Source organism: Rhodococcus sp. NPDC003322, assembly GCF_053589555.1.
This window is the reverse complement of record NZ_JBSFSC010000001.1, coordinates 708,245-721,619: the sequence shown is the minus strand read 5'-3', so window position 1 is coordinate 721,619 and position 13,375 is coordinate 708,245. Positions and strand designations below refer to the sequence as shown.

Sequence of the window (13,375 nt, the reverse complement as noted above, 5' to 3'; positions counted from 1 at the left end):
CACCCACAGGTGCGCAGGGGAGAACGGACCACACAACGATGACCGAGGATCGCAGCGGCCGGAGCGACTCCGGACAGGAGAACTCGCCCTGGGCTCAGAACCAGCCCGCCACCCCGAACCAGCCGCCGAGCAGCGAGCAGCCGACGTCCCAGTACCCGGCCGGCGAGAACCCGACCTCGCGGTACCCGGCGGGGGAGCAGCCGACCGCCCAGTACCCGGCGGGTGGCAACCCGACGTCGCAGTACCCGACCGGCGACCACCCGACGTCGCAGTACCCCAGCGGCGACCATCCGACGTCGCAGTACCCGACCGGCGACCACCCGACCGCCCAGTACCCGACCGCGGCGCAGCACTACCAGCGGCCCGGCTACGGACAGGCCCCGTACGGCTCCTACCAGCCGCAGGGCGCGACGCAGGCCACCGACCCGCAGGCCGCCGGGCAGTTCCCGGCCGCCACCAAGCCGAAGTCGGGTCGCGCCGCGCTGGCGGCGGGCGCGATCGCGTTGGCGCTGGTCAGCGGTGGCGTCGGCGGTGCCGTAGGTGCCTGGACCCAGAGCGGGAACAGCTCCGGGACGGTGACGAACTCGCTCGACGCCCCGCGCACGAACGCCACCCAGACCGCGAACGCCCCGGCCGGCACGGTCCAGGCGGTCGCCCAGAAGGTGCTGCCGAGCGTGGTTCAGATCCAGGTCGCGGGCGCCCGCGCCGAGGGTGAGGGATCGGGCATCGTGCTCTCCTCCGACGGCCTGATCCTGACCAACAACCACGTCGCGACAGGTGCCGGTGCCGACGGCAAGCTCACCGTCGCGTTCTCGGACGGTACGACCGCGACCGCGAAGCTCGTCGGGGCCGACCCGATGTCGGACATCGCGGTGGTCAAGGTGGAGGGCCGCACCGACCTGACCCCGATCGAGCTCGGCACATCCGCGGACGTGCAGGTCGGGCAGCCGGTCGTGGCGATCGGTTCCCCGCTCGGCCTGGCGGGAACGGTCACCAGCGGAATCGTGTCCGCGCTCAACCGCCCGGTGTCGACGAGCGGTGAGTCCGGCAACCAGAACACGGTGATCGACGCCATCCAGACCGACGCGGCGATCAACCCCGGCAACTCGGGCGGTGCGCTGGTGAACATGGAGGGCAAGCTGGTCGGCGTCAACACCGCGATCGCCACCCTCGGCGGGGACGCGGCGGCCGGCCAGCAGGGCGGGTCGATCGGCCTCGGCTTCGCGATCCCGGTGGACCAGGCCCGGCGGGTCGCCGACGAACTGGTCAAGACCGGCAAGGCGACCCAGGCGATCATCGGGGTGTCGGTGTCCTCGCGGGACGTCACCAACGGTGCCGCGGTGCAGGACGTCACGGCAGGCGGTCCCGCCGAGCAGGCAGGCATCCCGCGCGGCGTGGTGATCACCCGGGTCGACGACCGTGTCGTCAACAGCGGAGACGCCCTGATCGCGGCCATTCGCTCGCACGCGCCCGGCGACAAGGTCCAGATCACCTACACCGATCCCAATGGGGGCAACGCGAAGACCGTCGAGGTCACCCTCGCTGCCGCACCCACCCAGGGTGGCCGTTGATGCCGACCCGACCGGCGTGGTTTGACCGGCACCCGGAGCCGGTGCGCGCCCGTACCACTACCGTAGGAGTCATGGACATCGAAGCCCCGCTGGCCGGCCGCGCACTCGTGGTGATCGTCGACGACCGAACCGCTCACGGTGACGGAGTGGATTCGACGGGACCACTGGTCACCGAGCTGCTCACCGAGGCCGGATTCTTCGTCGACGCGGTGGTCGCGGTCGCCGCGGACGAGGTCGAGATCCGCAACGCACTCAACACGGCGGTCATCGGCGGCGTGGACCTGGTGATCTCCGTCGGCGGCACCGGGGTGTCACCCCGCGATGTCACCCCCGACGCCACCGTTGCGGTGCTGGACCGGGAGATTCCCGGGATCAGCGAGGCGCTGCGGTCCTCCGGTCTGGCCGCCGGTGCGCTCGACGCCGGCCTCTCGCGCGGAGTCGTCGGGGTGTCGGGCAGTACCCTGGTGGCGAACCTGGCGTCGTCCCGCGCTGCCGTTCGCGACGGGATGGCGACCCTGACGCCGCTCGCCAGTGCCGTGATCGGCGAGCTGTCCCGAATCGAGGAATGACGAACACCGACGACGCACGAGGCGCGCACCCCAGCCGGGACCCGAAAGTTCGGGCCCGGCTGGCGCGCATCTTCGGAGAAGTGCTGCCCGAGACCACCCGCGACGAGCGGTCCGATTCCGACGGGGCCGGAGCCGAAGCGTCCACGGACGAGTGGCTGCGTCGCCAGGTCCCCCCACATCACGGTTGACGCCGCCTTCGTCGACTGCCGGCGCGCCGCGTTGCCAGGCGGTCGCTGATCGGCCGGCCACGCCCAGGCTCGTTCGTCCGTCCAGGTGACGGTGGACTCGGATACGGTCTCGGGCAGTGTCACCCTGTGGGGACAGCCGTTCAGCATCTGGTGAGCCGGAACCGCTTCTCCCGACACGACTGAAAAGAGTTGGGGCCGTGACGAAAGCGTCACGGCCCCAACTCTTTCCGATTCGGTGTGCGGACCGTCAGTCGACGGAGCGCTCGACCGGGCGCTCGGAGAGCAGGTCGCGGATCTCGGTGAGGAGTTCGATGTCCGTCGCCGCCTTCTCCTCCTTGGTCATGAACCGTTCCTTGGCGTGGTTGTACGGCACGATGAGGATGAAGTAGACGACCGCGGCGATGATCACGAAGTTGATGGCGGCGCTGATCACGGCGCCGATGTTGACGAAGGTCTCCGGGCTGTCGGTGATCTGGAATCCGAAGCCCATGTCTGCGCTGCCGACGGACGCGACGAGCGGGTTGACGATGTTGTCCGTGAAAGAGGTCACGATGGCCGTGAAGGCCGCGCCGACGACGACCGCGACCGCGAGGTCGAGCACGTTGCCTTTGAGCAGGAAATCCTTGAAGCCTTTGAGCATGCCTGGTCCTCGCTTCGATTGGGTACGGGGGCTCGGATCTTTCAAATGCTAAGGACAACCGTTACCCACTGGCAAAACGGACACGCGGTAATTTCCGGTGTGAGACCCGTGTGCGGGAGTCGCTGGGATCCCGGATGCCGAGCGGGGGCCGAGCCGAATCCGACGCGGCCGGTGCTCCGTCGGCGGCGGTGCGGTCAGGCCCGTTCGATGCGGCGATCGGCGAGGAGATCGCGGATCTCGGTGAGCAGTTCGATGTCCGTCGCGGTCTTCTCCTCCTTGGTCATGAACCGTTCCTTGGCGTGGTTGTACGGCACGATGAGGACGAAGTAGACGACCGCGGCGATGATCACGAAGTTGATGGCGGCGCTGATCACGGCGCCGATGTTGACGAAAGTCTCTGGGCTGTCGGTGATCTGGAATCCGAAGCCCATTTCCTGACTGCCGCCGAGTGCAGCGATGAGAGGCTCGATGAGGTTGGCGGTGAAAGCGGTCACGATGGCGGTGAACGCGGTGCCGACGACGACCGCGACCGCGAGGTCGAGCACGTTGCCTTTGAGCAGGAAATCCTTGAAGCCCTTGAGCATGGCCAGTCCTCGTTTCGATTCGATTCGATCTGACAAGGGAATCGGACACCCAAGATGCTAGGGACTGTCCGGGAAGGGCGGCAACCGCACGAACACGGACCGGCCGGCGCGCTGTGACGGTCACCGCAGTGTGACGGTCAGCGCACCGGTGAGGGATGCCGCTGCCACCGCGGTCGCGGTGGCCTCGGGAAGTGCCGCGAGAACCACCGGCGCGGGCGCCGACCGTCCACCGTCCCGCTGTCCCACCAGGACCACCGTCGCGGCGGAGGCGAGCACGCGCGGTGCGGCGCCGCCCTCGGCGTCGACGGCGAGGATGTCGACGCGGTCTCCGGCCCGCAACAGTCCGGCGACCTCGGAGTCGTCGATCCGCAGGGGCACGATCCGGGCATCGGGTCCAGCGGTGCCCTCGGCCAGGCGGGAGCCGAGCAGGCGGACGTCGGTCAGCGCCTCCCCGGACCGGGCGGGACCGGCCAGGGTGTGCCCGAGGGCGTCGTCGAGGCCCCGGAGCGCGCCGCCCGGGACGGCGGCAGAGGGCAGGGCTGCCAGTCGCAGATCGGATTCGTGGAGGACGGCACCCGGGCTCAGGTCGTGGGCCGCCGTCACGACCTCGACGCGGTCGTCGCCGGGATGATCGCGCACCGCCAGCAGCAGGGCCAGCACGGTCAGTGCGCCGGCGAGCACCCGGCGGGCGAGCGCGGTGCGGGTCCAGTCGGGGCGGATGAGCCGCGCGAACCTGTCGACCGGCGTGGGGGACAGGACGTCGCGGAGCCGCTCGAAGTCTCGGGTCATGTGCTCACGCTAGGGTGGGCACGACCGCGCAGGGCTGCTCCCGGACCCGTCCTGTGGAGGGATCCGGGGGCTGTGGAGAAACGAGAACTAGCTGGTGGTGGCGCTGGCGGCGGGGGCCGGGGTGCTCGACGAGGACGACGACGAGGAGTCGGACGTCGACGTGCTCGACTTGGCCGGCTCGCTGGCGGTGCTGCCGCCGCCGCGGCTGTCGGTGCGGTAGAAGCCGCTGCCCTTGAACACGATGCCCACCGAGTTGAACAGCTTGCGCAGCTTCCCGTTGCACTCGTTGCAGACGGTCAGGGTGTCGTCGGTGAACGACTGCACGATGTCGAAGCGGTTGTCGCATTCGGTGCAGGCATAGGAGTAGGTGGGCACTGCAGGTTCCTCCGCGCGGGTACTCGAAGCCTGGGCAAGTGATACCGCAGGCACTGGCACTTTACAGTCCTGAGTGCCAACGCCGGTAATCCGCTGCCTATTCCGCCGCCCCGAGCAGGCGCAGTCCGCCGGCCGGCGTCAACACCGCCTGCATCCGGATGTCGTGCGGATCCTCCGGCAGTTCGTCCACCAGTTCGTCATCGCGAACGACGGCGACGAGCCGGGTGCCCGTCCCGTCTCCGGTGGCCGCGAGTGACAGCGTGCGGTCGTAGAACCCCGCGCCGCGCCCGAGCCGCACCCCGCGGCGGTCCACCGCCAGGGCGGGGACAAGCAGCAGCGCGGCCTCGGCGACGGTCTCGGGCGGCAGGTACGGCGGCGCGGGTTCCCTCAGCCCGAAGGGGGCCGGGACCAGGGCGTCCACGCCGAGGTAGGTGGCCCACCGCAGGGGGCCCGGCTCGTGTGCGACCGGCAGGAGAACCCGGCCGACGAGGGCGGCCAGGGCGTCGAGCATCGCCGTCGAACCCGGCTCGCGCCCCACAGGCACGTATGCGCAGACCGTCGCGTCCGGCCCGAGCTGTGCACCGAGACCGGCGACAGCGGCAGCGATCGCGTTGTCCTCGTCGGCCTTCGCTCCGGGAGCCACGTCACGACGACGGGCCAGGATCTCCGTGCGCCACTGCGTCTTCGTCACCGGCACGGGCCGACTGTCCGACTTCTCATACCGGTAACCCTAAGAGCCCGGGCCGAGAGTCGGCACGGATAGGGTGTGCCCATGACAGACACCGGCACCAACACGAACAGGGCCTTCCGCACCGCGGTGGTCCCAGCGGCGGGACTCGGTACCCGATTCCTGCCCGCGACGAAGACGGTGCCGAAGGAACTGCTGCCGGTCGTCGACACTCCCGGAATCGAACTCGTCGCCGGCGAGGCGGCCGATTCGGGTGCCAGCCGACTGGTCATCGTCACCTCCGAGGGCAAGGACGGGGTCGTCGCGCATTTCGTCGAGGACCTGGTGCTGGAGAGCAAGCTCGAGGCGAGCGGCAAGTCACACCTGCTCGAGAAGGTGCGCAAGGCGCAGGGCCTGCTGAAGGTGGAGTCGGTCGTGCAGGACGAGCCGCTCGGGCTCGGCCACGCGGTCGCGTGTGCGGAGTCCGTCCTCGACGACGACGAGGACGCCATCGCGGTGCTGCTGCCGGACGATCTGGTGATGCCGCGTGGCGTGCTCGAGACCATGGCCCGGGTCCGGGCCAAGCGTGGGGGCAGTGTCCTGTGCGCGATCGACGTCCCGAAGGACCAGGTCGGCGCCTACGGGGTGTTCGAGGTCGAAGAGCTCCCGGACGCGGTCAACCCGGATGTGCTCAAGGTGACCGGCATGGTCGAGAAGCCGAAGCCGGAGGACGCCCCGTCGACCTTCGCCGCAGCCGGCCGCTACCTGCTCGACCGTGCCGTCTTCGACGCGCTGCGGCGGATCACGCCGGGCCAGGGTGGGGAGCTGCAGCTGACCGACGCGATCGCGTTGCTGATCGCGGAGGGGCATCCCGTGCACGTGGTGGTGCACCGGGGTGGGAGACACGACCTCGGAAATCCCGGCGGCTACCTGCGCGCTGCGGTTGACTTTGCGCTCGACAGCGAAGAATACGGTCCGTCGCTGCGTGAGTGGCTCGTCGAGAGACTGCAGCAGACGGAGCGGTAGTGGGGTCGGGAGGCAGCGTCTACATGCGCTCGGTTGAGGAGCAGCAGGCCAGGGTGACCGCCGCCGCAGTCGCACCCCGTCCCGTGCGGGTCGCCATCTCCGAGGCACAGGGGTTGCTGTGCGCGGAGGAAGTGGTTGCCGAGCGCCCCCTTCCCGGTTTCGACCAGGCCGCGATCGACGGCTACGCGGTCCGCAGTGTGGACGTGTCCGCGGCCGGTGGCGGGCACGTCGGTGACGACGGTGAACCGATCGAGGTCGTGCTGCCCGTCGTCGGCGAGGTGAGTGCGGGGTCGCGCCAGCCCACTCGGCTGCAGCCGCGGCAGGCGGTGCGCGTGGACACCGGCGCGCCGATGCCGACCCTCGCGGACGCCGTGCTTCCGCTCGATCGCACGGACGGAAACCAGAACCGGGTGCGGGTGCTGCGGCCGGTGCGATCCGGCGACTACGTGCGCCGCGTCGGCGACGACGTGCAGCCCGGTGACGTCGCGGTCCGTGCGGGCACCATCATCGGTGCCGCGCAGGTCGGCCTGCTCGCCGCGGTCGGTCGCGACAAGGTGCTCGTGCATCCGCGGCCCCGGCTGTCGGTGATCAGCGTCGGCGGCGAACTCGTCGACGTCGACCGCACGCCGGGTCCCGGTCAGGTGTACGACGTGAACTCGTACGCGCTGGCGGCCGCCGCCCGCGACGCCGGAGCGGACGTGAACCGGGTCGGTATCGCCGGCACCGACCTGCGGCGGCTGCGGGAGGTCGTCGAGGGCCAGTTGATTCGCTCGGAGATCGTGGTCATCGCGGGTGCGGTGGGTGGCGGTGCCTCCGACCAGGTCCGGGAGGCGCTGCGTGAACTCGGCGACCTCGAGGTCGAGCGGGTCGCGATGCATCCGGGATCCGTGCAGGGCTTCGGTCAGCTCGGGCGCGACGAGGTCCCGACCTTCCTGTTGCCGTCCAATCCGGTGAGCGCACTGGTGGTGTTCGAGGTGATGGTGCGGCCGCTGATCCGCATCGCGCTCGGACGCAGGCAGCCGATGCGCCGGGTGGTCACCGCCCGGACCGTCGCACCGATCACGTCGATCGAGGACCGCAAGGGATTCCTGCGGGGGCAGTTGATGCGCGACGAGACGAGCGGCGAGTATCTGGTCCAGGCGCTCGGCGGGGCCCCCGGCTCGTCCTCGCACCTGCTGGCGACCCTCGCGGAGGCGAACTGCCTGGTGCTGGTCGATCCGGAAGTGACCGACATCCGTACCGGCGACCGCGTGGACGTCGCCTTCCTCGCTCAGCGGGGCTGACCCGGTGTCGACGGCCCTGCGCCGGTACACCGTTCATCCCGGGTGGCCGGCCCGACTCGGCCCGCTCGTGGTGCCCGCGGGACAGGTCACCCTCCGACCCATCCGGTTGCGGGACGCGGCGACGTGGAGCCGGCTGCGGATCCGGGACGAGGACCACCTGCGGCCGTGGGAGCCGACCGGTGAGGGGCCGTGGGACGCCCGGCACCACATCGGGAACTGGCCCGGCCTGTGTTCGTCGCTGCGGGCGGAGGCCCGGAAGGGCCGGATGCTGCCGATGGTCATCGAGCTCGACGGGCGGTTCTGCGGCCAACTGACGATCGGCAACATCGTGCGGGGCGCATTGCGGTCGGCGTGGATCGGCTACTGGGTGTCGAAGGAGGACGGTGGTCGCGGGGTGGCGACTGCGGCACTCGCCCTCGGGCTCGACCACGGCTTCGGTCCCGTCGGACTGCATCGCATCGAGGCGACCGTCCGTCCGGAGAACCTGCCCAGCCGGGCGGTGCTCCGCAATGTCGGCTTCCGGGAGGAAGGCCTGCTGGAGCGGTATCTGGACGTGGACGGTCAGTGGCGTGACCACTTCCTGGTGGGGATGACCGTCGAGGAGGTCGAGGCTACCGTCGCGGATCGACTGGTCCGGGCGGGCCGGGCGTCGTGGGGCTGAAAGTAGCCCTGGCTACATATCCGTTACCCGGGGTGCGCCAATGCGGCAGCAGTGACTAATGTGGCATATGAGAAAGCTGAGTCGGCGCGTCTGCGGGGAACAGCGCGCCGACGCAACTAGCCTGAGTGGACCAACCGGGTCGAATACGCAGGTGACAGCTGTGCTGGCAGCCGACAGGGAGGGAGGTCGCCCGACATGCCGAACTCGCTGGTCGTCGTCGCGCTGGTGGCGATGTGGCTGTTCGTGCTGCTTCCGATGCAGGCCAAGCGCCGCCCCCGGATCCGGCAAACCACAGACGCGGCACTCGCCACTCGCGTACTCGATCGCGAACAACACGCCCGTCAGAACCGGCGCGGCCCGGCGAGCGGGCACCGGAGCGATCCGAACTGGCGCCCAGACCCCAATCGCCCGATGCACGCGGAGGACTGGATGGAAGCGCACGCTCGAGCAGACGTGGACCACCACAACCTCGACTACGACGACCCCGACCTGGGAGACGCCGAGTACGCCGACGAGGACGACCGGGAGGTGCCGCGGTACGACGACGGTGGCTCGGTTCCGTACCGCCGGGGACGCGGCGGCTTCGATCCCGAGGCCGATGCCATCGCCCGCGCGACCCGCTACGCCTTCCGGCAGCGGGCGGTTCTCGGGTTGGTGCTCGCCGCGATCATGGCGGCGGCACTGGCCCTGATCATCTCCCCGGCCCTGTGGTGGGCCTGTGTGGCCGCGGTCCTCGGTCTGGGCGGGTATCTCGCGTACCTACGTCGCCAGGTCCAGATCGAGCAGGAGATCCGGCTCCGCCGGATGGCTCGGCTGACTCGTTCCCGGCTCGGCGTGGAATCGCACGACGACGAGGAACTGCGGCTGGTGCCGTCCCGCCTGCGCCGTCCCGGTGCGGTGGTGCTCGAGGTCGACGACGAGGACCCGGTCTTCGATCACCTCGACCATCACGATCCGCACTTCGAAGAGGACGAGGGCCCGCAGGACGTGCGCCGGGTGGTCGGTCAGTAGCCGCGCAGGGTCCGCCGGAAACGGCGCCGACCAGCCGATTTCATGGTTGACGGATGGGCCTGTTAGAGTTGCCGGGCACTCCTTCGGAGGGCAAGGATTGGGGCTGTGGCGCAGTTGGTAGCGCGCTTCGTTCGCATCGAAGAGGTCAGGGGTTCGATTCCCCTCAGCTCCACCAGTTGGACACGAAAGGCGTCACCCGCACCGCGGGTGACGCCTTTCGTGCATCCGGCCCGTGTGGTAATTGCTGCCAGATAGCTCGTTTGGTGAAACATCGGTCGCTCCCCGTTTTTCGTGTGTCGGACGTTCGTCCATGTTCTCCTCCGAAACGCCTCTGAACTGACGAACAGTGTGATCTACTCCTCTCCGACTTTGTGCCCGCGAGGCCACATGCCGAGGTAACTGGCGCACCGAGACAGGAGTACGACGGGCCCGACGACCCTCCGGTCGCGGTCCGCCGTGGAGGAAACGCATGTCAGATGTGAACATTCGCCGTTTCGTCGGTGGGGTCAGCGCGTTTGCGGTGGCTGCCGGCTTCGCCGTGACGGCCGGTGCCGGCGCCGCGGGTGCGGCGCCCGCGACTGTCGACTGGTGGGATGGCAGCAGTCATTTCACGCGGACGATCAGTGATGCGAATCCGGCTGAGGGCGACGTGATCACGTCGTCGACGAAGTTCGAGCGCAAGGCGTTGACCGTGCTCGAGATCCTCTATCAGGTGAAGGACGTGCACCCGACGTGCCTGACCTATGTCGAGGGTTCGGCGAAGGTCGATGGGTCGCCGCGTGCGCTGGACAGTCAGGCCGCGGACTTCGCGAAGGTTGCCGGTAGCTGGACGGTGTACCCGAACATCGATCCGAAGTCGCACACGTTCGAGTTCTCGTACAAGGTCGGGCCGGACTGCGCGCGCGGCGTGCCGTTGATGACGACGATGCACTATGCGGGCAGCCTCGGTGAGGGTGTCTACCAGGACAAGGGGCCGGCGATCACGGTCCGTAAGAATGTCTCCACGACCACGTTGGCGGCGGTGTCGGGGGCGCAGGTCGGTCAGGCGGTGAGCCTGTCGGCGTCGGTGACCGGTGGGGCGAACGGTGACACCGTCGAGTTCTACGACGGCGGTACCAAGGTCGGTACCGGCACGTTGAACAACGGTGTCGCGACCTACAACTGGACCCCGACCGCGGGCGGTGCGCACTCGCTGACTGCGAAGTTCCTCGGCAACGCGCGCACCGACGGCTCGACCTCGGCCGCGCAGAACGTCACCGCCACCGTGCCCGACACGTCCACCACGACCACCGTCTCCGGTCCCGCGACCGTTGTCGACGGGCAGTCCGTCACGCTGACCGCCCAGGTTGCGCCGACCCCGACGGGTGGCACGGTCCAGTTCAAGGACGGTGCCACCGAGCTCGGGGCCGCGGTCACGGTCGGTGCGGACGGCAAGGCGTCTGTCACCGTGCCGTCGCTGAGCGCTGGAGCCCACCAGATCACCGCGGTCTACACCGGAGCGACCGGGTTCACCGGTTCGACGTCCGCACCGTTCACCGTGACGGTGTCGGTCCCGGACGAGGCCACGACCACCACCCTGACCGCGCCGGCAACGGCCACCGAGGGTCAGGCCGTCACGCTGACCGCCCAGGTCGCGCCGACCCCGGCCGGCGGCACGGTCCAGTTCAAGGACGGTGACACCAACATCGGTGCGGCCGAGCCCGTCGGATCCGACGGCACCGCGTCGATCAGCCGGGCACTGTCTCTGGGTGCCCATCAGCTGACCGCTGTGTACTCGGGTGCGCCCGGGTTCATCGCCTCGGTGTCCGAGGCTCGTACCTTGACCGTGTCGGCCGTCGTCCCGACGGACAAGGCCACCACCACGACGCTGAACGTCCCCGGTAGCGCGAAGACCGGGCAGGCCGTTCACCTCTACGCGACGGTCGCGGGCCCGGACAGTGCCCCGATCGGATCCGTCGGCACCGTGGAGCTCACCGTCGACGGCCAGGTGCTCGCGCCCGTGAACGTCGTCGCCGGCGTCGCCGATGTCACCCACACCTTCGCCACCCCGGGCGTCAAGAGCGTCAAGGCTCGGTTCACCGGCGGCACCGGCTTCACGGCGTCGACGGCGGCGGACGCGTCCATCACGGTCAGCGATCCGGATCCGTCCGACGTCGCGACCAGCACGGCGCTGACCGTCCCCGCGACCGCCGTCAAGGGCGCCGCGGTGGACCTCGTTGCGACCGTCACCCCGAGCCCGGCCGGAGGCACCGTCCAGTTCTTCGACGGGACCGCACCGATCGGAGGCCCGGTCGTGGTGACCGACGGCAAGGCGACCCTGTCGCACGCGTTCGCGCTCACCGGGGGCCGCGAGATCGTCGCGGTCTACAGCGGTGCGCAGGGCCATCTGGGCTCCACCTCCGCGGCGGCCACGGTGACGGTGTCCGATCCGGGCACCGATCCCGGCACCGATCCGGGCACCGGATCGCTCGACAACATCTTCGGCTCCTGAGCCGGTTCCGACACAGTCCAGAGCAGACGGGCCGTCCCGGCTCATCCTTGAGAGGAACAGCATGTCCGACAAGAACATTCGCCGCGTCGTCGGTGGGGTCAGCGCGTTTGCGGTGGCCGCCGGCTTCGCCGTGACGGCCGGTGCCGGCGCCGCGGGTGCGGCGCCCGCGACTGTCGACTGGTGGGATGGCAGCAGTCATTTCACGCGGACGATCAGTGATGCGAATCCGGCTGAGGGCGACGTGATCACGTCGTCGACGAAGTTCGAGCGCAAGGCGTTGACCGTGCTCGAGATCCTCTATCAGGTGAAGGACGTGCACCCGACGTGCCTGACCTATGTCGAGGGTTCGGCGAAGGTCGATGGGTCGCCGCGTGCGCTGGACAGTCAGGCCGCGGACTTCGCGAAGGTTGCCGGTAGCTGGACGGTGTACCCGAACATCGATCCGAAGTCGCACACGTTCGAGTTCTCGTACAAGGTCGGGCCGGACTGCGCGCGCGGCGTGCCGTTGATGACGACGATGCACTATGCGGGCAGCCTCGGTGAGGGTGTCTACCAGGACAAGGGGCCGGCGATCACGGTCCGTAAGAATGTCTCCACGACCACGTTGGCGGCGGTGTCGGGGGCGCAGGTCGGTCAGGCGGTGAGCCTGTCGGCGTCGGTGACCGGTGCGGCGAACGGTGACACCGTCGAGTTCTACGACGGCGGTACCAAGGTCGGTACCGGCACGTTGAACAACGGTGTCGCGACCTACAACTGGACTCCGGGCAACCGGGGCTCGCACTCCCTCGTCGCGAAGTTCCCGGCCACCGCGAAGGCGGACGCCTCGGAGTCGGCCGCGCAGAGCGTGCAGGTCTCCGACTCCGACGTCGCGTCGTCGACGGCTCTGGCCGCGGTCACCGGCGCACAGGTGGGTAGCCCGAGTGTGCTGAAGGCGACGGTCACCCCGGCCGCCGCGGGTGGCACCGTGGTGTTCAAGGACGGCGGTGCCACCCTCGCCGAGGTCCCGGTTGCCGCGAACGGCGAGGCCGCCTACACCTGGGTGCCGTCGACCGCGGGCAGCCACGCGATCAGTGCGACCTTCTCGGGCCGAACCGGCGTGACCGGGTCGGCCGCGAACGCGACCGTCGACGTCGCGCAGGCGCCGGCGGGCAACGTCTCGTCCAGCACCGCCCTCGCGGTCGGTGCGAACCCGCAGGTCGGCGTGGCGAACATGCTCTCCGCGCAGGTCACCCCGGGCAATGCGGGCGGCACCGTCACCTTCAAGGACGGCGACACCGTGATCGGGACCGCGCAGGTCGACGCAAATGGCGCCGCCAGCCTGTCGTGGACCCCGGCGACCGCCGGCCAGCGCGTGATCAAGGCCGAATACTCGGGGGCGGGCAACGTGAACGCCTCCGCCGACTCGGAGTCCGTGCAGGTCGCGGCAGGCAACGGTGGTGGCGACGGCGGTGACGGCGGCTCCGGCAGCCTGGGTTCGCTGTTCGGTTCCAGCTAGTCCGCTGAAACTCGGATCCCCGTCA

General features: G+C 69.7%; 14 protein-coding genes, 1 tRNA gene and 1 pseudogene. 11 read left to right on the top strand and 5 right to left on the bottom strand.

What is annotated here, in order from left to right; genetic code table 11:
* The first annotated feature begins 38 nt into the window (after positions 1–38).
* From ACWDUM_RS03320 to ACWDUM_RS03305, 4 genes and pseudogenes are all read left to right on the top strand, one after another.
* Positions 39–1,571, top strand: a complete 1,533-nt coding sequence (locus tag ACWDUM_RS03320) for a trypsin-like peptidase domain-containing protein (RefSeq protein WP_450132874.1) — start codon at positions 39–41, stop codon at positions 1,569–1,571.
* Between the two features lie 71 nt (positions 1,572–1,642).
* Positions 1,643–2,140, top strand: a complete 498-nt coding sequence (locus tag ACWDUM_RS03315; RefSeq protein ID WP_450113263.1) for a MogA/MoaB family molybdenum cofactor biosynthesis protein — start codon at positions 1,643–1,645, stop codon at positions 2,138–2,140.
* Positions 2,137–2,328: a hypothetical protein gene (locus ACWDUM_RS03310; protein ID WP_450113262.1), complete on the top strand. Its 192-nt coding sequence runs from the start codon at positions 2,137–2,139 to the stop codon at positions 2,326–2,328. Before ACWDUM_RS03315 ends, ACWDUM_RS03310 begins: the two co-directional genes overlap by 4 nt.
* A gap of 52 nt (positions 2,329–2,380) precedes the next feature.
* Positions 2,381–2,482, top strand: a pseudogene (locus tag ACWDUM_RS03305) (MspA family porin); the annotation flags it as partial.
* Between the two features lie 93 nt (positions 2,483–2,575).
* Here ACWDUM_RS03305 and mscL (ACWDUM_RS03300) read toward each other — a convergent pair.
* From mscL (ACWDUM_RS03300) to ACWDUM_RS03280, 5 genes are all read right to left on the bottom strand, one after another.
* Entirely contained in the window at positions 2,576–2,968 is a 393-nt protein-coding gene (gene mscL / locus ACWDUM_RS03300) for a large conductance mechanosensitive channel protein MscL (protein ID WP_450132873.1), read from the bottom strand.
* Positions 2,969–3,162: 194 nt separating this feature from the next.
* Positions 3,163–3,552 carry a large conductance mechanosensitive channel protein MscL gene (gene mscL, locus ACWDUM_RS03295; RefSeq protein WP_450113260.1) on the bottom strand — a complete coding sequence of 130 codons (390 nt, stop codon included), beginning with the start codon at positions 3,550–3,552 and terminating at the stop codon, positions 3,163–3,165.
* A 120-nt stretch (positions 3,553–3,672) separates the two neighbouring features.
* Positions 3,673–4,341, bottom strand: coding sequence for an SAF domain-containing protein (locus tag ACWDUM_RS03290; protein WP_450132872.1), 669 nt, complete (start codon positions 4,339–4,341; stop codon positions 3,673–3,675).
* Between the two features lie 87 nt (positions 4,342–4,428).
* The gene (locus ACWDUM_RS03285; protein WP_450132871.1) at positions 4,429–4,716 is read right to left on the bottom strand and encodes an FmdB family zinc ribbon protein; all 288 of its coding nucleotides are present in this window, start codon (positions 4,714–4,716) and stop codon (positions 4,429–4,431) included.
* 97 nt (positions 4,717–4,813) lie between these two features.
* Positions 4,814–5,413: a 5-formyltetrahydrofolate cyclo-ligase gene (locus tag ACWDUM_RS03280; RefSeq protein ID WP_450132870.1), complete on the bottom strand. Its 600-nt coding sequence runs from the start codon at positions 5,411–5,413 to the stop codon at positions 4,814–4,816.
* Between the two features lie 75 nt (positions 5,414–5,488).
* Between ACWDUM_RS03280 and ACWDUM_RS03275 the strand changes: the two genes are divergently transcribed.
* The 7 genes from ACWDUM_RS03275 to ACWDUM_RS03245 all read left to right on the top strand — a co-directional run bounded on the left by ACWDUM_RS03275 (position 5,489) and on the right by ACWDUM_RS03245 (position 13,350).
* A complete protein-coding gene (locus ACWDUM_RS03275) occupies positions 5,489–6,409 on the top strand; it encodes a UTP--glucose-1-phosphate uridylyltransferase (protein WP_450113256.1) in 921 nt (306 codons plus the stop codon).
* 23 nt (positions 6,410–6,432) lie between these two features.
* A complete protein-coding gene (gene glp, locus ACWDUM_RS03270; RefSeq protein ID WP_450113255.1) occupies positions 6,433–7,692 on the top strand; it encodes a molybdotransferase-like divisome protein Glp in 1,260 nt (419 codons plus the stop codon).
* 4 nt (positions 7,693–7,696) lie between these two features.
* Complete coding sequence (locus ACWDUM_RS03265) at positions 7,697–8,353, top strand: GNAT family N-acetyltransferase (protein ID WP_450132869.1); 657 nt, start codon at positions 7,697–7,699, stop codon at positions 8,351–8,353.
* A 195-nt stretch (positions 8,354–8,548) separates the two neighbouring features.
* Positions 8,549–9,364 (top strand): divisome protein SepX/GlpR, encoded by an 816-nt coding sequence (sepX, locus tag ACWDUM_RS03260; RefSeq protein ID WP_450113253.1) that lies wholly within the window; start codon positions 8,549–8,551, stop codon positions 9,362–9,364.
* Between the two features lie 99 nt (positions 9,365–9,463).
* Positions 9,464–9,539: transfer RNA gene (locus ACWDUM_RS03255), tRNA-Ala, on the top strand.
* 294 nt (positions 9,540–9,833) lie between these two features.
* Positions 9,834–11,855: an Ig-like domain-containing protein gene (locus tag ACWDUM_RS03250; protein WP_450132868.1), complete on the top strand. Its 2,022-nt coding sequence runs from the start codon at positions 9,834–9,836 to the stop codon at positions 11,853–11,855.
* Between the two features lie 61 nt (positions 11,856–11,916).
* A complete protein-coding gene (locus tag ACWDUM_RS03245) occupies positions 11,917–13,350 on the top strand; it encodes an Ig-like domain-containing protein (RefSeq protein WP_450132867.1) in 1,434 nt (477 codons plus the stop codon).
* Positions 13,351–13,375 lie beyond the last annotated feature (25 nt).